The following is a 24040-nucleotide window of genomic DNA, read 5'->3' as shown; positions in this document are numbered from 1 at the left end:
CCCCTTCGGCTTTGTTCAAATATCCCGGGGGTCCGGGGGCGGCGCCCCCGGCCTAGCCATAAGCGCGCGCGCCAAAGATCGCGCTGCCCACGCGTACATGCGTGGCCCCTGCGGCGATCGCCGCTTCGAAATCGCCGCTCATCCCCATCGAAAGGCCGGCCAGTCCGTTGCGCGCGGCCATTTCGGCCAGCATGGCGAAATGCGGCGCGGCCGCCTCCTCCTCGGGGGGGATGCACATAAGCCCCACCACAGGCAGGTCCAGCCTGCGCGTCATCGCGACGAAATCATCCAGCTCGTCGGGCAGCACCCCGGCCTTTTGCGGTTCAACTCCGGTGTTGACCTGGATGAACAGATCGGGGCTTGCCCCCCGCGCCTGCGCCAGGCGCGCCAGCCTCTCGGCCAATGACGGCCGGTCCAGCGTATGGATCGCCTCGAACAGTTCCACCGCCAACTTCGCCTTGTTGGTCTGCAGCGGCCCGATCATGTGCACCGCCACATCGGGAAATTCCCCGCGCCAGGCAGGCCACTTTCCGGCCGCCTCCTGCACATAATTCTCGCCAAAAAGGCGGTGGCCTTCGCGCAGCACGGCCTCGACCCGGGCCGCAGGTTGTACCTTGGACACGGCAATCAGCTGAACCGATCCGGCAGCGCGGCCCGCCGCGGCCGCGGCCCGGGCGATCCGGTCACGAATGTCATGCAGCCCCATCTTGTCCCTCTGGCAAAAGATCGCCCAATGCTTCGACCATCTCACCGATCTCGGCTTCATAACGCTGCCATGCCTTGACCGACCCTTTCGAGATCGGCTGGCGCACCTGAAAGACCGACAGGGTTTCGACCTTGCGGGTGTTCTTGTGGAAATCAAGGCACTGGTCTTCCCACGCCAGCCCGCAGGCATCGATCAGACGGCGGCTTTCCGCCTCGGGATTGGCGACCAGATCCTCATATTCGACCACATGGAACCAATCGGGCACACGGGCGCGCCAGAATTCGACCATGTCGATGAAACTGCGGTAATAAAGCCCCAGGTCGCGCAGCGAATAGGCGTAAAGATGCGTACCTTCGGCGAATTTGTTCTTGTAGATCGACAACAGCGTGTCGCGCGGATCACGCCGCACCACGACAAAACGCGCGCGGGGCAGCGCCAGACGAATCAGACCCATGTATTGATAGGTCAGGATCGACTTGTCGGTGACATGCGGCGCATCGGGAAAGCGCACGCGCATTGCCTGGGCATAATCGTGGCCCTGCGCGGCAAAGACCGCGTCGGGAACGTCGCCTGCGCGGCGCAGCCCGCCATCGGGCCCGCGCAACGCGGCCAGCGCCAGACCCGCGGCGATGCCCACCTCGCCCGCGCCGGACACCGCGGAATGGCTGGATATGATCTGTTCCACCAGCGTCGTGCCCGACCGCGGCATGCCGGTCACAAAAATCGGGGCGTAATCGCTGGCCCCTTCGATGCGCGCGCCGTGAAAATCGAATCCGTCCAGCGCGGCCTTGAAATCGCGGATTTCATCCAGCCGCTGATGAATGTCATAGGGCCATTGCCTGCGCATCAGCGCATTGGCGGTGTTCAGATAGGGGAACACCCGGCCATAATCCTTCACATCCTCCAGCGCCTTGGCGATCGCAAAACCAAGGTTCATGCGGTCGGTTTCCCGCGTGGCGGGGTCATCGAACCGGGCGATCATCTGCGCCAGCAGCGGGTCATCGGCCCGCGTCTTGTGCGAAGCGATGAACAGCCGGTAGTTTTCGCCATTCGACGGGTCGGCGTCAAAACAGCGGCGGAACCAGGTTTCGGCAGCCTCGAAATCGCCCAGCGTCTGCAAAAGCTGCGCCTTGCCCGACAGGGCCGCGGACAGCGTGGGCGCCAGGTCAAGCGCGCGGTCATACAGGCCCAGCGCGTCCTGATCCTGACCCAGCCGTGACAGCGCCTGCGCCAGCAGCACAAGCGCATCGGGCCGGGTCGGCGCCGCGGCCACCGCATCGCGCAGCGCCTCGGCGGCGGCGGCATGATCGCCAAGGCGCGTGTGGGTATTGGCCAGAACGATCAGCGTGGGCGCTGATTTCGGCGCCAGCCGGGCGGCCTTGCGCGCATAGGGCAGGGCGGCGCGTTCCTGACGGGTGCGGCTCAGCGCATCGGCCAGATTGGTCAGCGCCACCGGCCAGTTCGGCGCGGCCACCACCGCCGCGCGCAGCGGTGCCACGGCCTCGTCCGCCCGGTTCAGTTCCAGCAGCAGCTGGCCCATGTTGTTCAAGGCATCGGCATAGCCGCGTTCCAGGCTTGCCGCGCGCTGAAAACTGGCCAGCGCCGCCGCATGCCGCCCGATCCGCAGCTGCGCGATGCCCAACGCATTGGCAAGACCCGCCGATTGCGGGTGGCGGGCGGCCTCGGCGGTGGCCAGGCGTTCGGCCTCGGCCAATTTTCCGGCACTGCCCAGTCTGGCGATCCGGTCAAGCACCGGGCGCAGGGCGGGGGGAATGCCGGGCACCGGGCGCGGGCGGTGGGGGGCAAAACGGTCCTGCAGCGCGATCCGCAACCGGGGCGCAAGCTGTGCCTGTTTCACGGCCTGCAGCAGCGCCGTTTCCGCCGCTTCATCGGCGGCAAGGGCCACGGCATCGGCCCAGGCCTGCCAGATCGCGGGTTCGGCGGGTTTCAACGCGGCGGCGGCGGCCAGATGGGGCAGCGCCCGGGGGCTTTGGCCCGCGGCGGTATGGATGCGCCCGATCTGAAAATGCGCCTCGGCGATGCGGGGATTGGCCGCGATGATCCGGGCATAGCGGTCCAGCGCCGCGGGATGGCGCCCTTCGGCCTGAAGCTTCATCGCTTCGGCATAAAGCGCCTGCAACTGTTTGGGGTCAAGGTTCGACATCGGGCGCCCTTTCCATCGGTGGGCGGACCTTATCGCCGTGGCCCTGGCTTGTCGAGGCAAGGGCCCGCGGCGGGCCAGGCGAACGACCGGCCCAAAAGGAAAGAGCGGGCCGAAGCCCGCTCTCCCTTGTTCCGGCTGATCGTTGGATCAGAAGGACAGAGCCACACCAGCCTGGTACTTTTCGAGGCTCGGACCAGCGCCGGTTTTTTCCGAGATCATACCAGCGAAGACGCGCGCGCCGCCGCCCAGATCGTAGGACGCAGCGAGCGCATAGCTTTCGACGTCAGCGGTGTTCAGGTCGGAGTCGATTTCGCCGTAGGACGCACCAAGGGTCAGCGCGCCGGTGACGTACTGAGCACCGATGCCCCACTGGTCGGCGTCAAGGCCAACGCCGCTGTAGTTGTCGATCTGCGAGTACGAGGCCGAGGCGCTCAGGCCGTTGTCCAGCTTGACCGAGGCGCCAACGGTGGCAACCGAGGTTTCAACCTGAGCAACGGTGGTGTCCTGGTAACCGGCAGCCAGGGTCACCGAACCGCCCGAGATGCCCATGTTGTACTTGGCGCCCAGAGCCCACGACGGATCGGCGACGTCAGCATCGTCGATTTCCAGCGAGGCGGCGAACGCGAAGTCACCCATGGCGTATTCGTAACGCGCGATGGTGTTGTCGACTTTTTCGTCCAGGAAGTTGGCGAACGCACCGGCGTGGATGGTGTATTCGTCGATCAGGTTCGCACCCTGGGTGGTTTCAGCGATCGCCCAGTCCAGAGCGGAGTCGGTGTCACCGATGGTGAACTTGCCGAACGCGCCCGAAACCCAGACGGTTTCGTTGGCATTGGCGGTCAGGCCAGCCTCGTCGAGGTCGATCTTGGCGCCAAAGGCCAGACCGCCGTCGGTTTCGCCCGACATGTAGAATTGAACGTCGGCGCTGGACAGGAAGCGCGGCGCGTCGTTGGCGCCCAGACCGTCACCACCGATCACGGAGATGATGCCGGTGCCTTCGATTTTCACTTCGGCGGCAGCGGCGCCAGCGAAGGCGACCAGGGCGGTCGAAGCCAGAAGAATCTTTTTCATCGTTTTCCCTCGTTGTCTCAAGAGTGATGCCCAACTCAGGGGAATCCGAATTGGGTATGCCGCTTTTTCACCCCCCTGCCCCCGCATTGCAACGGAAACGGCCCGATCCGGTCGAAAGCCCGCCCGCGTGGTGCAGTCTTGCCACAGTAGGGGCGCAGGCCGGGGTGGCGGCGGGGTGGCGCGGCGCGTCATCCCGGCGGCGGGGAAAAACCTTGTCGCCCACGGGGCCTTGGGCTAGAGATCGGGAAAGGAAAAAGGGGGCGGCTTTCCGATGACCATGAAACGCATCGCGCGCGCTTGCGGCATTGTGATGGCAGGCGCGGCGCTGGCCAGCTGCGGCAGCGGCAATGAACTTTTGGGTTCGCGCGAAGCGGCGGTGGAACAACGCGCCAATCTTGCGCGGTCCGAGGGGCCCCAGACGCTGCGGTCATCGGTCTTTGACCTGTTCGCCAACAACGACGATCCGAACACCACGCTGGAAGTGAACAGATACCTGTGGCAGGCCTCGCTTGAGGTATTGGATTTCCTGCCGGTCGAATCCGTCGATCCGTTTTCGGGCGTGATCGTGACCGGCTATGGCACCCCGCCCGGCGGCGGGCGCGCCTATCGCGCCACGGTCTATGTGCAGGACCCCGCGCTGGACGCGCGCAGCCTGAAGGTCGCGCTGGACAGCCGGGGCGGGGCGGTTTCGGCCGATACCGTGCGCGCGGTCGAAGACGCGATCCTGACCCGCGCGCGCCAGCTGCGCATCCGCGATTCGAGGCTCTGACCCCCTGATTTCGGGGGCGCGCATCCCGGCTGTGGGGTGATCTGGCCGCGGTGGAACGCTCCGCGGGGGATATTTGGGCAAAGCCGAAGGCCTGATCTCTGGACCTTTGCGGGTGTGCCGGTGTAGCACGGGCAGCGCAGATTTCCGCATGAGGGGCAGACATGTCGCGTTACGAACCCAGCCAGAGCGAAGCAAAATGGCAGGCCGCCTGGGACGCGGCCCATATCTTTGAAGCGCGGCGCGATCCGGCAAAGCCGAAATATTATGTGCTGGAGATGTTCCCCTATCCTTCGGGGCGGATCCACATGGGGCATGTGCGCAACTATACGATGGGCGACGTGGTTGCGCGCTACAAGATGAGCTGCGGGTTTTCGGTGCTGCATCCGATGGGCTGGGACGCCTTCGGGATGCCGGCGGAAAACGCGGCGATGGAACGCGGCGGCCATCCCAAGGACTGGACCTATGGCAACATCGCCGACATGCGCGGCCAGATGAAGCCGCTGGGCCTGTCGATCGACTGGAGCCGCGAATTCGCCACCTGCGACCCGGAATATTACGGCCAGCAGCAGGCGATGTTCCTGGACATGCTGGACGCGGGGCTGGTCTATCGCAAGAACGCCGTAGTGAACTGGGACCCGGTCGACATGACCGTTCTGGCCAATGAGCAGGTGATCGACGGCAAGGGCTGGCGGTCGGGCGCGCAGGTGGAACGCAAGGAGCTGACGCAGTGGTTCTTCCGCATCGCGGATTACGCGGGCGAATTGCTGGAGGCGCTGGACGGGCTGAAGGACTGGCCCGAGAAGGTGCGCCTGATGCAGGCCAACTGGATCGGCAAAAGCCGCGGGCTGCAATTCGCCTTTTCCACCGTGGGCGCGCCCGAGGGTTTTGACCGGCTGGAGGTTTACACCACCCGCCCCGACACGCTGATGGGCGCAAGCTTTGCCGCGATCAGCCCCGATCATCCGCTGGCCAGGCATCTGGAACGCCACGATCCGAAGATTGCGGATTTCGTGGCCGAATGCCGCCGTATCGGCACCACCGAAGAGGCGCTGGAAAAGGCGGAAAAGCGCGGCATGGACACCGGCATCCGGGTGCGCCATCCGCTGGATGAGGCCTGGGAGCTGCCGGTCTATATCGCCAATTTCATCCTGATGGATTACGGCACCGGGGCGATTTTCGGCTGCCCCGCCCATGACGCGCGCGATTTCGAGTTCGCCACGAAATACGGCCTGCCGATCGAGCCCGTCTTTGCCCCGCCGGAAGGCGATTATCCGGCGGGCGAATATGTGCCGCTGAAATCCGAGACCGTGCGCTATGTCCGCGGTTTCGCCGGGGCCGAGATGCAGACCGGCGAAGACGCCGTTGCCGCAGCCATCGCCTTTTGCGAAGCCAATGGCATCGGGCATGGTGTCACCAACTATCGCCTGCGCGACTGGGGGCTGTCGCGCCAGCGATACTGGGGCTGTCCGATCCCGGTGGTGCATTGCCCCGGGTGCGGCGTGGTCCCCGAGAAGAAGGAAAACCTGCCCGTCCGGCTGCCCGACGATGTGACCTTTGACCAGCCGGGCAACCCGCTGGACCGCCACCCGACCTGGCGCGACTGTGCCTGCCCGAAATGCGGCGGCGCGGCCAGGCGGGAAACCGACACGATGGATACCTTCGTCGATTCCAGCTGGTATTACGCGCGCTTCACCAGCCCGCATGCCGCCACGCCCACAGATCCGGCCGAGGCCGATTACTGGATGAATGTCGACCAGTATATCGGCGGGATCGAACATGCGATCCTGCACCTGCTGTATTCGCGCTTTTTCGCCCGCGCGATGCACAAGACCGGCCATCTGCCCGCCAAGGCGATCGAGCCGTTCGATGCGCTGTTTACGCAGGGCATGGTCACCCATGAAATCTACATGACCCGCGATTCGCAGGGCCGCCCGGTCTATCACCTGCCCGAGGATGTGGAAAACGGCGTGTTGAAGGCCACCGGCGAGAAGGTCGAGATCGTTCCATCGGCCAAGATGTCGAAATCCAAGAAAAACGTCGTGGACCCGATGAACATCATCCGCGACTTCGGCGCCGATACCGCGCGTTGGTTCGTGATGTCGGACAGCCCGCCCGAACGCGACGTGGAATGGACCGCCTCGGGCGCCGAGGCCGCGAACAAGTTCCTCGCCCGCGTCTGGCGCATCGCCAATGACATTGCCGAGGGCGCCGGTGGCGCAGGCGGGGCCGAGGATGAGGCGCTGACCCGCGCCACCCACAAGGCGATCGACGAAATCACCAGATCCATCGACAGCTTTGCCTTCAACAAGGCCGTGGCGAAGATCTATGAACTGGCCAACACGCTGTCGAAATCCGCTGCCTCGAACGCGGCCCGGCGGCAGGCGATGCGGACCATGGCGCAGCTGATGGGGCCGATGGTGCCGCATCTGGCAGAGGATGTCTGGGCGCTGATGGACGGGCACGGGTTCGTGGTGCGGGCCGCCTGGCCCAAGGCGGACCCGGCGATGCTGGTCGACAACACCGTCGTGCTGCCGATCCAGATCAACGGCAAGCGCCGCTCGGAACTGACCGTGCCCAAGGACATGCCGGTGGCAGAGGTTGAAAAACTGGCGCTGGCCGATGAGACTGTGATCAAGGTGCTGGCAGGCCAGCCGCCGAAAAAGCTCATCGTGGTTCCGGGGCGCATCATCAATGTCGTCATCTGACCGCCGAACCTTCCTGTTGCTGGCTGGGGCCACAGCCCTGGCCAGCTGCGGATTCGCGCCAGCCTATACACCCGGCGGCGGGGCGGCGGGGCTTTTGGGGCAGGTCACGCCCGATACGCCGGCCACGCAGGATGAATTCGCGCTGATCCGGCGGCTTTCGGAACGGCTTGGCCCGGCACAGGGTGCGCGCTACCGTCTGGCCTATGAGGTGCGCACCACCACGATCGGCCAGGCGATCACGCCGGAAAACATCACCACGCGCCATTCGCTGAACGGCACGGTCGACTATACCCTTCATGATGCGGCCAGCGATGCGGTGCTGGTGAACGGCCGTGTCGCCTCGTTCACCTCATGGTCGGCAACGGGGTCGACCGTATCCACCCTGACGGCCGAACGGGATGCCCATGAACGGCTGATGCGGCTGCTGGCGGATCAGATCGTGACGCGGCTGCTGGCGCAGGCGGGATCCTTGCCGCAATGAAGCTGACCGGCGTGGCCGCAACCCGCTATTTCGCCCGCCCTGAACCGGGCCGGACCGGGCTTTTGATCTTTGGCGCCGATGCGATGCGCGTGGCACTGCGCCGGCAAGAGGTGATCGCCGCCCTGATCGGCCCGGAAGGCGAGGCCGAGATGCGCCTGACCCGCATCCCCGCCGCCGATCTGCGCAAGGACGGGGCGGCGCTGCTGGATGCGGTCAAGGCGGTAGGGTTTTTCCCCGGCCCGCGCGTGGCCTTTGTCGAGGATGCCACCGACACACTGGCCCCCACGATCAGGGCCGCGTTGGCCGACTGGCGCGACGGCGATGCGCAGATCATCGTCACCGCCGGGTCGCTGACGGCCAAATCCGCCCTGCGCAAGCCGTTCGAGGATCACAAGAACGCCTATGCCATCGGCATCTACGACGATCCCCCATCGCGCGAAGAGATCGAAGATACCTTGCGCAAGGCGGGGCTGGCGCGGATCGGCCCCGAGGCAATGACCGATCTTCTGGCGCTGGCCAAGGATCTGGACCCCGGCGATTTCCGCCAGACGGTGGAAAAGATCGCGATCTACAAATACGGCGATGCCGAACCGCTGACCCCCGCCGATGTTGCCGCCTGCGCCCCCGCCACCGTCGAGGCCGAGGTGGATGACGTGCTGCACATCGTTGCCGAAGGGCGCACCGCCGAACTTGGCCCGATGATGCGGCGGCTGGAAGGGCAGGGCGTGAACCCGGTGACGCTGGCCATTTCCGCGCTGCGCCATTTTCGCGCGCTGCATGCCGCCGCCGCCGACCCCGGTGGCCCCGGCGCGGGCATGGCGCGGATGCGCCCGCCGATCTTTGGCCCCCGGCGTGACCGGATGCAGCGACAGGCGCAGGCCTGGGGGATGTTCCGCCTGGAAGACGCGATCCGGGCGCTGATCGAAACCGATCTGACGTTGCGATCGTCCAGCCGGGCACCGGCGATGGCGGTGATGGAACGCGCGCTGATCCGGCTGGCGATGATGGCGCGGCGCTGACATGATGCAGGCGCTGGTCATCGGCGGGGGGCCGGCCGGTCTGATGGCGGCGGAAGAACTGGCCCGCGCCGGCCACCGCGTCACCCTGGCCGAGGCCCGCCCCACCCTTGCGCGCAAGTTCCTGATGGCCGGGAAATCCGGGCTGAACCTGACGCGCGACGAACCCTTGCCCGCGTTCCTTTCGCATTACGGCTGCGACTGGCTGGAAGCGATCGTCGCGGGCTTTGGCCCCGAACAGGTGCAGGATTTCGCCCGCGGCCTTGGTGTCAGCCTGTTTGCAGGCAGCACCGGCCGGGTGTTTCCGGTCGAGATGAAGGCCTCGCCAATGCTGCGCGCCTGGATCGCGCGGCTGACGAATCTTGGGGTCGAGATCCGGACACGCTGGCGCTGGACCGGATGGGATGGCACGGCGCTTGCCTTTGACACCCCCGGCGGACCAAGGCGGGAAAGTCCGCAGGTAACCGTCCTGGCCCTGGGCGGGGCCAGCTGGCCGCGCCTGGGGTCAGATGCGGCCTGGGTGCCCTGGCTTGCCGCAAAGGGCGTTCACATTGCCCCGTTCCGCCCTGCGAACATGGGCTTTGCCGTCGATTGGTCGGCGCATATGGCGCCCTTCTTCGGGCAGCCGGTCAAGGGCATCGCCCTTGCCGCGGCGGACCGCATCAGCCGGGGGGAATTCATCCTGTCTGCCCGCGGCATTGAAGGCGGCGGCGTCTATGCCCTGTCGGCCCCGGTGCGCGATGGGGCGGCGCTGACGCTGGACCTGATGCCGGGTCACGGGGTGACGGAAATCATCGGGCGCCTGTCACGCCCGCGCGGCAAGGACAGCCTTGGCAACTGGCTGCGCAAGACGCTGAAACTCGATCCCGTCAAACAGGCCCTGCTGCAGGAATGGGGCCGCCCCCTGCCCGCCCGGCCCGACCACCTTGCGCGGTTGATCAAGGCCCTGCCGGTGCGCCACGCCGGGCCGCGCCCTCTGACCGAGGCGATATCCTCGGCCGGCGGGATCATGCGCGACAGCCTGACCAAGGCGCTGGAACTGACCGCCTTGCCCGGCACCTTCGCCTGCGGCGAGATGCTGGACTGGGAGGCCCCGACCGGCGGCTACCTGCTGACCGCCTGCCTGGCCACCGGGCGCCACGCAGGCCGCGCGGCCGCCAAATCTTTGTTGCAAAAATATTGAAATATCCTCGGTTGCGCAAAACAGGAATGTCTTGCCGGGGCGGGGCGCAATTACCGGCGCGCCATCGCGCGCGCCAATGCCGGGCGCGCCTGCATCCGGTCAAGATAGGCGCTCAGCCTGTGCTCGACGATCGGGAATTTCGCGCTCAGCGCCCAGGTCAGGCAATGGGTCAGGATGATGTCGGGCACGGTCATCACATCGCCCATGACGAATTCGCCCTCGCCCATCCGGTGCACCAGCGTATGCTGCGACCGCTCGAATTCCCAGCGCAAGGTGTTCTTGATCCCCGCCATCCGCAACTCTTCGGGCAGAATGAAGGAATGGCGCGCCGCCATCCAAAGGGCAGCGTCGAATTCATCCAGCAGGAATTGCGTCAGGCTGTCCTGCCGGGCACGCTCCAGCGTGCCTGCGGGATGGGTGAAGGCCCCGTGATGATCGGCCAGAAACTGGATGATCGCGGTGGAATCGGTAATCGGCGTTCCATCGGCGATCAAAACCGGCACCTTGCCCGCCGGGTTGAAGGCCACCACGCCTTCGGAACGCGGCGCCGCCGAGACATAATCATAGCTCTGGCCCAACTCTTCGAGCATCCACAACACCCGCAGCGCGCGCGACTGAACCGTTCCTATGACCGTATACATGGCAATCCCCTTTTCCGCTCATAGGGCCACGTCGGCCCGATCCGCGCAAGTGGCATTGTGCCGGACACAATCGCGCCTATTGACGCGCCGGGTGCCTGCGGGAATCTTGCGCGCTCAACGCCGGAGCCCGCAATGACCCAGAACCGCCTGTTCACACCCGTCCTGATCGGCGGTGCCATCATCCTGATGCTCAGCTTTGCCGTGCGCGCCAGCTTTGGGGTGTTTCAGATCCCCATCGCCGAGGAATTCAACTGGCCGCGGGCGGAATTTTCATTGGCCATCGCGATCCAGAACCTGGCCTGGGGCATCGGGCAGCCGATCTTTGGCGCGCTGGCCGAACGGTTTGGCGATCGTCGGGCGATCATCGTGGGGGCGCTGATGTATGCCGCAGGTCTGGTGCTGTCAGCTTTCGCCACGCAGCCGCTGCATCATCAGCTGCTGGAAATTCTGGTGGGTTTTGGCATTGCGGGCACCGGATTTGGCGTGATCCTTGCGGTGGTGGGACGCGCGACCAGCGATCACAACCGCTCGCTGGCACTGGGGATCGCCACGGCGGCGGGGTCGGCAGGGCAGGTCTTTGGCGCGCCGGTGGCCGAGATGATGCTGGCCTATATACCCTGGCAGACGGTGTTCCTGATTTTTGCCGCGGTGATCCTGCTGTCGCTGTTTGCCCTGCCGATGATGCGCACCCCCACCGTGGCCAGCAGGGCCGAACTGGAGGAAAGCATGGGCACGGTTCTGAACCGCGCCTTTCGCGATCCGTCCTACACGCTGATCTTCCTGGGCTTTTTCTCGTGCGGGTATCAGCTAGCCTTCATTACCGCGCATTTCCCCGCCATGGTAACCGAAATGTGCGGCGCCGTGGACCCAACGGGCATGCTGGCGGCGCTTGGCATTTCCACCACCTCGGCGCTGGGGGCGGTGGCGATTTCGCTGATCGGCCTGGCCAATATCGCAGGCACGATCTACGCCGGCTGGGCAGGCCGGAAATGGAGCAAGAAATACCTGCTGGCCGGCATCTACACCGGGCGTACCATCGCGGCGGCAGTGTTCATCCTGCTGCCGATGACCCCGGCAAGCGTGCTGATCTTTTCGCTGGTGATGGGGGCACTGTGGCTGGCGACCGTTCCACTGACCTCGGGGCTGGTCGCGCATATCTACGGGCTGCGCTACATGGGCACGCTTTACGGATTTGTTTTCCTGTCGCACCAGATCGGGGCCTTTCTGGGCGTCTGGCTGGGCGGCAAGCTTTATGACATCTACGGCGACTACACGATCGTCTGGTGGGTCGGCGTGGGCGTTGGCGCGTTCTCGGCCATTGTGCATCTGCCGATCCGGGAACGGCCGATGCAGGTGGCTCAGGCCTGATCCAGAAGCGCGCGCAGCCCCGCCCGATAGTCGGGATAACGCAGCCGAACGCCCAGCTCGGTCTTGATCCGGTCGTTCCGCACGCGCTTGGATTCCGCATAGAAGCTGCGCGCCATCGGCGTCATCGCGGCTGCATCAAAGGGCACGGCGGGCGGTTCAGGCAGGCCCAGCAGATGGGCCGCATGGCTTAGAACATCCTCGGGCGGGGCGGGTTCATCATCGCACAGGTTATAGACCGCGCCCGGATTGGGCCGCGCGATCGAGGCGGCCAGCACCTGCGCGATATCGTCCACATGGATGCGGGAAAACACCTGCCCGGGTTTGACGATCCGCCGGGCGGTGCCGTCGCGGACCTTTTCAAACGGGCCGCGGCCGGGACCGTAGATCCCGGCGATGCGGAAGATGTGCAGCGGCAGACCGGCGCGGGCGGCCAGCGCCTGCCATTCCGCCTCGGCCCGGACCCGGTCCTGGCCGCGTGCGGTGCTGGGGACCAGGGGTGTGTCTTCATCCACCCAGCCGCCCTGACGGTCGCCATAGACCCCCACGGTGGACAGATAGCCCGCCCATTGCAGATGCGGGGCGGCGACGGTGATCGCCTCGGCCTCGGTCGCCAGCACCGGATCGCTGTTGCCCGGCGCGATTGAACTTAGCAGATGGGTGGCCTGCGCCAGCGCAGGCGCCAGGGCCTGGCCCGGCCAGACCAGCGGCGTGACCCCTTCGGCGCGCAGAGCCTCGGCCTTGGCCGCGCTGCGGGTGGTGCCGATCACGCGCCAGCCCCGCGGGATCAGGATCCGCGCCAGCGCGCGGGCGGAATAGCCATGGCCAAGGGACAGCAGGGTTTTCATCGCACCGCCTTTCGTTGCCCCGACGATAGCCGCCCGCGCGGTTCATCACAACGTCACTTGCATGCCCATCGGCGCGGTGGCACGGTTGGCCATGGAACCGAAGAATATAGTGAAATCCTGGCCCGAGGCCGCGCCGCGCCTGATCGCCGTCGCCGCGGGCCGGGCGCCTGCGGACCTGGTGATCCGCGGCGGCAAATGGGTCAATGTCCACACGCGCGAGGTGCTGGACGACCATGACATCGCAATTGCCGAGGGCCGCTTTGCCGCCATCGCCCCTGACCTTTCCGCCGCGATCGGCCCCGGCACGCAGGTGATCGAGGCGCAGGACCGCTTCATGCTGCCGGGCCTGTGCGACGGACACATGCACATCGAATCCGGCATGCTGACCCCGGCCGAATTCGCCGCCGCCGTGATCCCGCATGGCACCACGACGATGTTCACCGACCCGCACGAAATTGCCAATGTGCTGGGCCTTGCCGGTGTGCGGATGATGCATGATGAGGCGTTGATGCAGCCCATCAACATCTTCACCCAGATGCCATCCTGCGCGCCCTCGGCCCCCGGGCTGGAGACGACAGGGTATGAAATCACGCCTTCGGATGTGGCGCAGGCGATGTCCTGGCCCGGGATCATCGGCCTGGGCGAGATGATGAACTTCCCCGGCGTGATCCATGCCGACCCCAGGATGCTGGCCGAGATTGCGGCAACGCAGGCAGCGGGCAAGACGGTCGGCGGCCATTACGCCAGCCCCGATCTGGGCGCGCCGTTCCGCGCCTATGCGGCGGGCGGCCCGGCGGATGACCACGAAGGCACGACCGAGGCCGATGCGGTTGCGCGCGTACGTCAGGGCATGCGGGCGATGCTGCGGCTGGGCAGCGCCTGGTATGACGTGGAAAGCCAGATCACGGCGGTCACGCAAAAGGGGCTGGACCCGCGCGGATTTATCCTGTGCACCGACGATTGCCATTCCGGCACACTGGTAAGGGACGGCCACATGAACCGCGTCTATCGCCACGCGGTGGCCTGCGGTGCCGATCCGCTGGTGGCCTTGCAGATGTGCACGATCAACACCGCCACCCATTTCGGTCTGGACCGCGAACTGGGCAGCATCGCGCCGGGGCGGCGGGCCGATGTGATCCTGACCCCCGACCTGCGGACCCTGCCGGTTGATCTGGTGATCGCGCGAGGAAAGGTTGTGGCCGAAGGCGGGCGGCGGCTGGCCGACTGCCCGCACTACCCTTGGCCCGAAAGCGCGCGCCAGACGGTGCATCTGGGCAAGCGGCTGAGTGCCGCGGATTTCCGCATCGCCGCGCCCGAAGGTGCCAAGACCGTCACCGCCCGGGTGATTGGCGTGGTGGAAAATCAGGCTCCGACCAAGGCGCTGACCGCCGAACTGCCGGTGACCGAGGGCCGGGTTGACCCCGACCCCACCCGCGACATCGCCCAGATCGCGCTGGTCGAACGGCACCGGGGAACCGGCGGGGTGGTGAACGGCTTTGTCTCGGGGTTTGGCTATCGCGGGCGCATGGCGATAGGGTCAACCGTCGCGCATGACAGCCACCACATGATCGTCGTGGGCACCGACCCCGGGATGATGGCCGCCTGCGCCAACCGGCTGGGGCAGATGGGCGGCGGCATCAGCGTCTGGAAGGACGGGGCCGAAATCGCCGCCGTGCCGCTGCCGATCGCGGGGCTGATGTCGGACGCGCCGGCCGTGCAGGTGGCCGAGGCCGCCAGCCGCATGGTCGCGGCGATGGCGGATTGTGGCTGCACACTGAACAACGCCTATATGCAGCATTCGCTTCTGGCCCTTGTCGTCATCCCCGAAATCCGGATTTCGGATCTGGGGCTGGTCGATGTGACACGCTTTGAACTGACGGATCTTTTCCAATGAACGCCTTTGATACGCTGACGACCCTGACCCCGCATGATCACGACCCCGAACTGTTCACCGATGCGGCCAAAGCCGTGGCACGGCTGGAAATGCTTTATGCCGAGGCGACGGATTTTCTGGTGCAACGGTTCAACACGGCGCTGGCCGAAGGCCGCGCCGCCGCGCGGTTTCGGGCCTTTTACCCCGAGGTACGGATGACCGTCACCTCGCACCGCAAGGCCGACAGCCGGCTGGCCTTTGGCCATGTGCCGCTGCCCGGCACCTATACGGCCACGATCACCCGGCCCGATCTGTTCCGCAATTACCTGACCCAGCAACTGGGCCACCTGATCCGCAACCACGGTGTGCCGGTACAGGTGGGCATTTCCGACACACCGATCCCGGTGCATTTCGCGGTGGCCACCCGCCCCGAGGTCAGCGTGCCGCAGGAAGGTGTGCTGGATTTTTCGCTGCGCGATGTCTTTGACGTGCCCGATCTGAACACGATGAACGACGATATCGTGAACGGCGAGGCAATGCCCAACCCGGACGGTTCGGGTCATCTGGCCCCCTTCACCGCGCAACGGGTGGATTATTCGCTGGCCCGTCTGGCGCATTACACGGCCACTGCGGCGGATCATTTCCAGAACCATGTGCTGTTCACCAACTATCAGTTCTATGTCGATGAATTCGAGACGGTGGCGCGGCGGATGCTGGCCGATCCGGCGCTGGGCTATACCGAATTCGTGGGTCCGGGAAATGCGGTCATCACCGCCCCCGATCAGCCACTGCCACATCTGGCCAAGATGCCGCAGATGCCCAGCTATCACCTGAAACGCCCCGACGGGCAGGGGATCACGCTGGTCAATATCGGGGTGGGTCCATCAAACGCCAAGACCGCCACCGACCATATCGCGGTGCTGCGCCCGCATGCCTGGCTGATGGTGGGGCACTGCGCGGGCCTGCGCAACACCCAGCAGCTGGGCGATTTCGTGCTGGCACATGCCTATCTGCGCGAAGATCATGTTCTGGATGACGACCTGCCCATCTGGGTGCCGATCCCGGCGCTGGCGGAAATCCAGATCGCCCTGCAGGAAGCCGTGGCCGAAGTCACACGGCTGGAAGGGTATGAGCTGAAGCGCATCATGCGCACCGGCACCGTCGCCACGATCGACAACCGCAACTGGGAACTGCGCGACCAGTCCGGCCCGGTCAAGCGGCTCAGCCAGTCGCGCGCCATCGCCCTGGACATGGAAAGCGCCACCATCGCCGCAAACGGTTTCCGGTTCCGGGTGCCCTATGGCACGCTTCTGTGCGTTTCCGACAAGCCACTGCACGGCGAACTGAAGCTGCCCGGGATGGCGTCCGAATTCTATCGCACCCAGGTGGCCAACCATCTGCTGATCGGCATCCGGGCAATGGAAAAACTGCGTGACATGCCGATTGAACGCATCCACAGCCGCAAGCTGCGCAGCTTTGAGGAAACAGCCTTCCTGTGACGCCGGGAAATCCGGGGGGCTTGGCTAAAAAGGCTTGCCTTGCCCAGCAAAAGCGTGTGTTACAGGCGCATCAGGCCTTTTCAGGCGGCACAAACGACCCCCTGCGAAACGGGGCGAACGAGAGGAATGTGAGACATGTCGAAACCGATGACCAAAACCCAGCTCGTCGCGGCCCTCGCCGAGGAAATGGGTTCGGACAAGAAAACCGCAACCGCGGCGCTGGACGCCGTGGCCGCGGTGGTCGCACGCGAAGTCGCCGCTGGCGGCGCGGTGACCCTTCCGGGCATCGGCAAGGTGTCCTGCAAGGCACGCCCCGAACGTCAGGTCCGCAACCCCGCGACCGGCGAAACGATGACGAAGCCGGCGGACAAGCAGGTCAAGGTCACGATCGCCAAGGTCCTGAAGGACAGCGTGAACGGCTGATTTCTGGCCGCGCCCCTTGCGGGCGCGCGCTGATCGGTTAGGGTCGCCACCGGGCAATCGGGGCGGCCCTTTTCCATGCCGCCTGTCAGGCGGGGGGAAACATGGACATTCGCGCCATCGGCATGGGGTTGGCCTTTGCGCTGATGTGGTCCTCGGCCTTCACCTCGGCGCGGATGATCGTGGCCGATGCGCCGCCGCTGGCGGCCCTGTCGGCGCGGTTTCTGATATCAGGCGTGATCGGGGTGGGCATCGCGCTGGCGCTGGGGCAAAGCTGGCGGCTGAACCGGGCGCAATGGCATGCCACGCTGATCTTTGGCCTGTGCCAGAACGCGTTGTATCTGGGCCTGAACTTCGTGGCGATGCAATGGGTCGAGGCGTCTGTCGCGTCGATCATCGCCTCGTCGATGCCGTTGATGGTGGCATTCTTCGGCTGGATCGTCTTTGGCGAAAGGGTGCGGCCACTGGGGCTGGCGGGGCTGCTGGCGGGTGCCATTGGGGTGGCGCTGATCATGGGCGCGCGGCTGTCGGGCGGGGTTGATCCGCTGGGGCTGGCACTGTGCCTTGTCGCGGCGCTGGCGCTGACGGTCGCCACGCTGTCGGTACGCGGGGCGGCATCAGGCGGCAATGTGATGATGATCGTCGGCCTGCAGATGTTTGTCGGCGCGGCGGTTCTGGCACTGGCCTCGGCGGCGCTGGAAGACATCACCGTCACCTGGACCCCGCGCCTGATCGGCGCCTTTGCCTATACCACGCTGGTGCCGGGGGTGTTGGCGACCTGGGTCTGGTTTCAGCTTGTCGGCCGGATCGGCGCGGTCCGGGCGGCAACCTTCCACTTTCTGAACCCGTTTCTGGGCGTCGCCATCGCCGCCATCGTTCTGGGCGAACGGCTGGGCTGGCCTGACCTGGCGGGCGTGGTCGTAATCACGGGTGGTATCCTGGCGGTGCAATTGTCAAAGGCCGCGCGCTAACCCCTGCGGCGGTGACCGGGCAAGCATCGACCCAAACCAACACATTGACAGAACGCCAGACGCATTCGCATCGTGAAACCAAAGATGGCGCCGTCGGAAAGACCATGAACTTTCTGAAAATGCACGGCGCATTGTCCGGTCTTTGCCAATGCCGTTGTCGTTGTGACGGCGGTCCAAGAACGGCGGGCCGCGCCTTGGAATCGCCCAGCGATCTGCGCGGCGGCAGCGGTTCCCGATGCGCGTCGCTTGCTGCAACGTTGGGGATTATCTGCCCGACTTCATCCAAAACGTCCTGTCCCTGAAACGAAGTCCGGCGGACCTTTGGGTGATCCTTGTCAATGACGGGTTCACCGACGGCACGACCGGAATCACCCGGCGCCGGGTGAAACGGCGAAATTCAGCCAAAGGCGGTTGCCGGCCAAACGCGGGGCCTGTCCACAGCCAATCCCGGGCGGCTATCCTGCACCGGGCGCTTGACCTTGTCGCCGCGCGCGGGCACGGATCCTGCGCGCCGTGTACCGTTTGATGAAAGTTGCATTGATGATTGACCGTTTGAAACGCATCCCCCTGCTCCGCCGGATTGTCCAGTCCTCACCCGCGCTGATGGCGCTGTGGCGGTTTACAAAAAACCGCGACATCCCGGACGAGATCGCGGTGCGCTTCGCCCGCCCACAGCGATTTTCAATGGTCGTCGCTGTCTACAAGGTCGAACCCTATCTGGATGACTTCATCCAAAGCATCCTGGCCCAGCGGGGCGGGCTGAAAAACCTGGAGGTGATCTTCGTCAATGACGGATCCCCCGACCGATCAGGCGCGATCATCCAGCAATGGGTCGCGCGCCGGCCAGATCTGTTCCGTTATATCGAACAGGAAAATCAGGGCGTCGCCGCAGCACGCAATGCCGGCATGAAGCTGGCAACCGGCGACTGGATCAGTTTCCCCGATCCGGATGATTTCTTAAAAGACGATTATATTCGCACAATCCGGGCCACAATCGACGGACTCCGAAGGGAAAATCTCATTGCCGTGGCCGCGAGTATCGTTTTTTATTACGAAGCCGAAGAAAAATACAGAAACAGTCATCCGCTTCGCAAACGGTTTTCCAAAGGAATAACTTGGAGATCAACAACAGAGTGTGACGACCATTTCATTCTTCACACCAACAGCACTTGGTTTCGCCACAATACAATTCGCAAGCATGGCATTCAATTCCCTTCCAAGGTTGCACCTACCTTTGAAGATGCCTATTTTACGAATAGCTTGTTTGTTAGGGAGACCGATGCTCGCATTGTCTTCTTACCAAGTGCAATCTATTATTACAGGAAACGGCGCAACCAATCCTCGCTTCTGGATCAATCGCGGAATGATCGGCGCTGGTATCTCGATCAGCTTCGACATGGGTACATGGAGCTGATCAAGACTTCAGTTGAAGTGCGCGGAAGTATCCCAAACTTCATCCAACGGATATGTCTTTATGAAGTAATGTGGCGATTTCGCCACCTTTTGAACAACGCCAGCAGGGCCGATTTCCTGTCCCCCACAGAGGTCTCCGAATTCAAAGCTCTTTTGCGTCAGATCCTCGACCATATTTCCTGCGATACAATTGATACGTTCGAGCTTGCTGGCTGCACCGAGGAACACCGCGTCGGGCTTTATGCAATGTACAAGGGTAAGGCGCGGCCTGTGCAACGGATTTACCTGCGGCAGGTTGATCCGGCGAAATCAATGGTGCAGTTCGCTTATCTCGACGCACCCGGAGTCGCACGCGACATCATCCCGCTGATTGATGGCGAACCTGTCGAAAAGCTTTATCCCTCGCAGCGCGCGGCCGATTTTCTGGGCGAAGTCTTTTTCCGCGAACACCGTTTCTGGCTGCGCATGACGCCCGATACCGCAGTGACCTTCAGCGCCGAGGGGGCCGATATTGCAATCATCCGCCCGCACGGTGGGCCCATCGGCGACACCGCGTCCTACGGAACCCTTCAATCCGTCAGTCGACCGGCCCCGGTTCGCCGCGGATTGTCAGCGGATCTGCGCCGTATTCGGAACGCGGCGCTTTCACCCGAGGTTCAGGCCCGATTTCGTGATGCATGGATCTTGATGGACCGCGCCGACCGGGCAGATGACAATGCCGAACACCTTTATCGTTACATGATGGAAATCGGCGCCGTGCAGAACGCCTGGTTTGCGCTGGCACGCAATTCCACCGATTGGGACAGGCTGGCGCGCGATGGATTCAAGCTTCTGGCGCTGGATTCCGATGAACATGTCACGGCGCTGCTGAATGCAAAGTTTTTCGTGTCATCCCATGCAGACCACCACCTGCTTTGGCCGGTCGAGAAATCAAAAGTGCAGGATATAGTAAACTATCGGTTCGTTTTCCTGCAGCACGGGGTCATTCACAATGACCTGTCGGATTGGCTGAATACGAAACCGATTTCGCTACTTGTTACATCGTCAGACCGGGAATATGCGGCGATCACCGATCCGAAAGGACCTTATCTGGTTTCAAAAAAAGAAGTGGCGCTGACAGGAATGGCCCGGCACGATGGGCTTTTGCGCCATCCCGGGGCCAGACGGTTCATCGCCATAATGCCGACATGGCGACGGTCGTTGACGGTGGAAACCGCGGGAAGCGCAAAAAACCGCAGCAAGATTGATGATTTCACCGATACCGCTTATGCGCAGGCGTGGGGCGCAGTCCTGCGATCAGACCGCCTGCACCAGATTGTGCAAGCGAATGATCTGGAAATCGTCTTTTGCCCGCATCCGGCAATGGCGATGTATCTGCAGGATTTCCCCCTGGCAGACCACATTCGCCTGTTTGACCCGCAAAAGGACGGTTCTTACCAGTATTTGTTCGCGAACAGTTGCGCCCTTGTGACCGATTATTCATCGGTGGCCTTCGATGCCGCCTATCTGAACCGCCCGGTGATCTATTTCCAGTTCGACGAAGATTCGGTCTTTGACGGCGCGCATATTTATAAGCGTGGCTATTTCGACTATCGCCGTGATGGCTTTGGCCCCGTTCTGACAACGGTCGATGCGGCGGTCAGCGCCATCGGGGATGCTGTGTCCGGGCGCGAAGCCCCGGAATATGCCGCCCGGCGCACCGCCACCTTCCCCCATCACGATGGCAAATGCTGCCAGCGCATCTATGATGCGATCCTGTCCCTGGACCGCCCGGACTGACGTTCCCACGGGGCGGGCTCGGGATAGACCTGTCCCAGCACATGCCGCACTTTGCGGTGCCAGGCGTGGGTGGGGGGGGCGGCCCCGCCTTCGTTCAGGCAAAAGGTCTGCGGCGGATCGTGCGCGATCGCGGCCAACCGCGCGCGCCAGCGGATGTCATGGTTTTTCACCAGCAGGGTCTTGATCGCTGCGGGCAGCGCACGACCGGTTCCGATGGCATAATGGTGATAAAGAAAGCTGGGGATGTTCAGATCACCCATCGCGCGGAACCGGTTTTGCCGCATCGCCGCGATCGGGCCTGCAAATCGCTGTTCGATTTCGGCCAGCACGTCGCGGCGAAGTGCAAAGGGCACATGCAGGTGCAGCCGGGTTGGCGCAAAGCCCAGCGTCTCGCGGATCAGCGCGGCAGAGGTGCGGGCGGCATTGCGGTAATCCGGGTCGCCGGGAACGGCAGGCCCGCTGACCATGCCATAGCTTTCCAGAAAGGCGTGGCTGATCCCGTTTTCGGCAAAGAACGTCGCCTTTGGCAACCGGCTGCCGATGAAAACATCATCGTTCAGATACACGAACCGCTCTGCCAGCCCCGGGATGCGGTGCAGGAAGGATTCGATGACATGGGAATTGAATGTGGGCAGGAAGGGCGCGGGGATCACGGCGTCGTGGGGCACCCAGACCAGCCGTTGCTGCGCCGGGTCGAACCAATCGGGCGGGGCGCAATTGGTGAAGACAAAGATCCGGTTCGCCCAATCCATGTTCCGCGCGACAGAGCGCAGCGAAAACCGCAATTCGTCATTGCTGTGAAAGCGCGACAGGGCGGCGCTGTCAGCACTGCCCGGCCCGGACAGTTCCGCGTCGGGCCGGTGCGCGCGATACTGTTTCTGCCAGTCCGGGTCATCGTGGTTCACCCAGGTAAAGACCACATCGACCGGGTCATGCCGGGCCTGCGCGGCAAGGGTTGGCGCGCCCAGAATGTCGTCGATCCGGTGCAGACCGGGCGTTTCCAGGATGTCGGTGAACAGCGCGCGTGCCTGTCGATTTTCGCCGTTACGCGACAGCCAGTCACCTGGGCCGCGCCGTTCATAGCTTTCGATCCACAGCCGTTCACGCGCCCGGGCACCGGGTGCCGGGGGCAAGGTCGCCAGCACCCGCCCGATCTGCAGTGCCTTTCGTGGCGCGCGCGGATGCAGGATGCGGCCTTGCGCGGTGATCTGCAGGCCAGGGACAAGCTGGTGCAACGCCCCAAGCGCCAGGGCAAAATCCTTTTCAGCCAGCCCGCAGCTTTGCCCATCTTCCCCCATTTCCAGAACGAGAACGGGAAAACCGCTGGCAAGCCGTGACAGGACGACATCGGCGCGTGCGGCCTCGACCAGCGGCATGGGTCCCACCTCTGGCCGCTGTGCCGCAGCCCGCAGGCTTGCGCGCTGCGATCGGCGGCTTTGCAGAACGCGCGCTGCTGCCTCTTGCAGAAGCTGGGGCTGTTCGACCGAAACCCGCAGATAGGACCAAAGCCGGGCCAGCCGCCCGGTTCGTGCGAACCCCAAGGTCGATCTGAAACGGCTCAATCCAGCCTCCGGCGCATCATAAACAATGCCCGGGTCCACGAAAGGGGCGCGGACCCGGACGAGAGGGACGATACAGCACCCCCAATACAAGGAAAAGCAAGCACGCCGCCCCCGGGCAAAGGCGTTTACAGGAACAGATGGCGCAGGTCCGTCACCCGTTCAACACGCCGCCAGTTGCGCAACACGAAAAGCGTCGCCGGGATCGGCCAGATCCGGCCAAAAACCCGCCGGAACAGCGCCTTGCGCGCCCGCATAGGCGCGGGGCCGGACCAGCGCAGACCCGAGCTTGCGGTTGGGTGGATGGCAACCGTAACCGGCACGAACCGGGCCTTCAGGCCGCGATCCAGCAGATCGGTCACGAAAATGTATTCATCGCCGATGAAATTCGGCATTCCGGCGCCAAACGCCTCGTCAAAGCGCAGGCCAGATGCGCGCACAGGGGCCAGGCGCAACATCATTTCATAGGTTGCTGTCTTGGCGCTGTTCAGCCGGCCCAGTGCCTGCGCGCGCAGGGAAAATCGCTTTCGCAGCGCACCATCGGGCCCGCAGGTCTGCCCGGCAACAAGCGTCAGGTCCGGGTCGGCATCCAGCGCCGCGCGCAATGCGGCAGCGCCTTCGGGCAGGACGTCGATGTCATCATCCGCAAAAAGCAGATAGCGCCCGTGTGCATGATCAATCGCCGCATTCCGCGAACGTGCCACGCCGGTGCCGTCAAGGTGCAACTCTTTCAGGTCCAGGCGCTGATGCAAGGGCGGCGCATCGGCTGGCGCGCCCTGCACCAGAACCAGAATCTCGATGCCCGGCCGGGGCGCGGGCAGGCGGATGTTGACGGCGCGATGATACAGCGTCGAATAGGCAATGGTCAGAACGGGCGCTTCGATCAAGTCCATCGCCGCCCCCACCCTAACCCGCCGAGGCCGCGGCCAGGTTCGCCTCATGCTGCGCGATGGCGGCATCGATATCGTCAAACAGGGTCAGCTTGCCGCCCTCCAGAACCGCGCCCATGGTGCACATCCGCCGGATCATCGGCATGGAATGCGTCACCACGATCGCCCCGGCCATGCGCATCCGTTCCAGAAACACGGCCTCGCTTTTCTTTTTGAAATTCGCATCGCCCACGCTGGTCACCTCATCCACCAGATAGGTGTCAAAGCGCACGCCCATCGACACGCCAAAGGCCAGACGCGATCGCATACCGGACGAATAGGTGCGCACCGGCAGCTGGAAATGCATTCCCAGCTCGGCAAAATCGCGCACATAATCCACCAGATAGTCGGCATCCACGCCATAGACCCGCGCGACGAACCGGGTGTTCTGCGCGCCGGTCAGATCGCCGTGAAAGCTGCCCGAAAACCCCACCGGCCAGGAAATCGACCCGTCCGAGACGATCCTGCCATCGGTCGGTTTGCTGGTTCCGGCAATCATGCGCAGCAGCGTCGATTTACCCGCCCCGTTGCGCCCCAGAAGCCCGACCGAAACACCCGACGGGAAGACCGCGTTCACCCTGTCGGCCACGCATTTGCGCTGCCCCTTGACGTGATAGATCTTGGACAGGTTCTCAAGCCGGATCATCG

The 24040-nt window shown here is 64.3% G+C and carries 19 protein-coding genes; 11 read left to right on the top strand and 8 right to left on the bottom strand.

From position 1 onward, the window contains the following. Positions 1 to 52 precede the first annotated feature (52 nt). The 3 genes from ACK8OU_RS04400 to ACK8OU_RS04390 form a co-directional block, all read right to left on the bottom strand. Positions 53 to 706: a YggS family pyridoxal phosphate-dependent enzyme gene (locus ACK8OU_RS04400; protein WP_410302172.1), complete on the bottom strand. Its 654-nt coding sequence runs from the start codon at positions 704 to 706 to the stop codon at positions 53 to 55. Then, positions 693 to 2870 carry a tetratricopeptide repeat-containing sulfotransferase family protein gene (locus ACK8OU_RS04395; RefSeq protein ID WP_410302171.1) on the bottom strand — a complete coding sequence of 726 codons (2178 nt, stop codon included), beginning with the start codon at positions 2868 to 2870 and terminating at the stop codon, positions 693 to 695. Before ACK8OU_RS04395 ends, ACK8OU_RS04400 begins: the two co-directional genes overlap by 14 nt. A gap of 147 nt (positions 2871 to 3017) precedes the next feature. Beyond that, entirely contained in the window at positions 3018 to 3941 is a 924-nt protein-coding gene (locus tag ACK8OU_RS04390) for a porin (protein ID WP_410302170.1), read from the bottom strand. Between the two features lie 271 nt (positions 3942 to 4212). Between ACK8OU_RS04390 and ACK8OU_RS04385 the strand changes: the two genes are divergently transcribed. The 5 genes from ACK8OU_RS04385 to ACK8OU_RS04365 all read left to right on the top strand — a co-directional run bounded on the left by ACK8OU_RS04385 (position 4213) and on the right by ACK8OU_RS04365 (position 10095). Continuing rightward, the gene (locus tag ACK8OU_RS04385; protein WP_410302169.1) at positions 4213 to 4710 is read left to right on the top strand and encodes a DUF3576 domain-containing protein; all 498 of its coding nucleotides are present in this window, start codon (positions 4213 to 4215) and stop codon (positions 4708 to 4710) included. 161 nt (positions 4711 to 4871) lie between these two features. After that, entirely contained in the window at positions 4872 to 7415 is a 2544-nt protein-coding gene (gene leuS, locus ACK8OU_RS04380; RefSeq protein WP_410302168.1) for a leucine--tRNA ligase, read from the top strand. Continuing rightward, a complete protein-coding gene (gene lptE / locus ACK8OU_RS04375; protein ID WP_410302167.1) occupies positions 7402 to 7896 on the top strand; it encodes an LPS assembly lipoprotein LptE in 495 nt (164 codons plus the stop codon). The genes leuS and lptE overlap by 14 nt, the downstream gene beginning before the upstream one ends. Further along, complete coding sequence (gene holA, locus ACK8OU_RS04370; RefSeq protein WP_410302166.1) at positions 7893 to 8915, top strand: DNA polymerase III subunit delta; 1023 nt, start codon at positions 7893 to 7895, stop codon at positions 8913 to 8915. The genes lptE and holA overlap by 4 nt, the downstream gene beginning before the upstream one ends. A gap of 4 nt (positions 8916 to 8919) precedes the next feature. Next, entirely contained in the window at positions 8920 to 10095 is a 1176-nt protein-coding gene (locus ACK8OU_RS04365) for a TIGR03862 family flavoprotein (RefSeq protein ID WP_410302465.1), read from the top strand. Positions 10096 to 10145: 50 nt separating this feature from the next. Here the strand turns inward: ACK8OU_RS04365 and ACK8OU_RS04360 are convergent, their stop codons facing one another. Then, a complete protein-coding gene (locus ACK8OU_RS04360; protein WP_410302165.1) occupies positions 10146 to 10736 on the bottom strand; it encodes a glutathione S-transferase family protein in 591 nt (196 codons plus the stop codon). Positions 10737 to 10868: 132 nt separating this feature from the next. Here ACK8OU_RS04360 and ACK8OU_RS04355 point away from each other — a divergent pair, with 132 nt between their 5' ends. After that, entirely contained in the window at positions 10869 to 12104 is a 1236-nt protein-coding gene (locus tag ACK8OU_RS04355; RefSeq protein ID WP_410302164.1) for an MFS transporter, read from the top strand. Here the strand turns inward: ACK8OU_RS04355 and ACK8OU_RS04350 are convergent. Continuing rightward, positions 12095 to 12949, bottom strand: a complete 855-nt coding sequence (locus ACK8OU_RS04350) for an SDR family oxidoreductase (RefSeq protein WP_410302163.1) — start codon at positions 12947 to 12949, stop codon at positions 12095 to 12097. The two genes, ACK8OU_RS04355 and ACK8OU_RS04350, sit on opposite strands and share 10 nt — an antisense overlap. 91 nt (positions 12950 to 13040) lie before the next feature. On the opposite strand from ACK8OU_RS04350, the gene ACK8OU_RS04345 reads away from it, so the two are divergent. The 5 genes from ACK8OU_RS04345 (at position 13041) to ACK8OU_RS04325 (ending at position 20904) form a co-directional block, all read left to right on the top strand. Further along, positions 13041 to 14843: an adenine deaminase gene (locus tag ACK8OU_RS04345; protein ID WP_410302464.1), complete on the top strand. Its 1803-nt coding sequence runs from the start codon at positions 13041 to 13043 to the stop codon at positions 14841 to 14843. Then, on the top strand, positions 14840 to 16321 hold the full coding sequence (locus ACK8OU_RS04340; RefSeq protein WP_410302162.1) for an AMP nucleosidase: 1482 nt from the start codon (positions 14840 to 14842) through the stop codon (positions 16319 to 16321). The genes ACK8OU_RS04345 and ACK8OU_RS04340 overlap by 4 nt, the downstream gene beginning before the upstream one ends. Positions 16322 to 16456: 135 nt before the next feature. After that, positions 16457 to 16744 (top strand): HU family DNA-binding protein, encoded by a 288-nt coding sequence (locus ACK8OU_RS04335; protein WP_250041156.1) that lies wholly within the window; start codon positions 16457 to 16459, stop codon positions 16742 to 16744. Between the two features lie 101 nt (positions 16745 to 16845). Beyond that, complete coding sequence (locus tag ACK8OU_RS04330) at positions 16846 to 17712, top strand: DMT family transporter (RefSeq protein WP_410302161.1); 867 nt, start codon at positions 16846 to 16848, stop codon at positions 17710 to 17712. Positions 17713 to 18252: 540 nt separating this feature from the next. After that, on the top strand, positions 18253 to 20904 hold the full coding sequence (locus ACK8OU_RS04325; RefSeq protein ID WP_410302160.1) for a CDP-glycerol glycerophosphotransferase family protein: 2652 nt from the start codon (positions 18253 to 18255) through the stop codon (positions 20902 to 20904). Here ACK8OU_RS04325 and ACK8OU_RS04320 read toward each other — a convergent pair. The 3 genes from ACK8OU_RS04320 to ACK8OU_RS04310 form a co-directional block, all read right to left on the bottom strand. Beyond that, positions 20868 to 22466 carry a stealth conserved region 3 domain-containing protein gene (locus ACK8OU_RS04320; RefSeq protein ID WP_410302159.1) on the bottom strand — a complete coding sequence of 533 codons (1599 nt, stop codon included), beginning with the start codon at positions 22464 to 22466 and terminating at the stop codon, positions 20868 to 20870. The two genes, ACK8OU_RS04325 and ACK8OU_RS04320, sit on opposite strands and share 37 nt — an antisense overlap. A gap of 125 nt (positions 22467 to 22591) precedes the next feature. Further along, positions 22592 to 23356, bottom strand: a complete 765-nt coding sequence (locus ACK8OU_RS04315) for a glycosyltransferase family 2 protein (protein ID WP_410302158.1) — start codon at positions 23354 to 23356, stop codon at positions 22592 to 22594. Between the two features lie 13 nt (positions 23357 to 23369). Beyond that, positions 23370 to 24038 (bottom strand): ABC transporter ATP-binding protein, encoded by a 669-nt coding sequence (locus ACK8OU_RS04310; RefSeq protein WP_410302157.1) that lies wholly within the window; start codon positions 24036 to 24038, stop codon positions 23370 to 23372. Positions 24039 to 24040: the final 2 nt, after the last annotated feature.

The sequence above is a fragment of the Pontitalea aquivivens genome (assembly GCF_046507575.1).
Taxonomy (GTDB): Bacteria; Pseudomonadota; Alphaproteobacteria; order Rhodobacterales; family Rhodobacteraceae; genus Pontitalea; species Pontitalea aquivivens.
The sequence above is the reverse complement of the archived record's forward strand: the minus strand, read 5'-3'. Positions and strand labels throughout refer to the sequence as shown.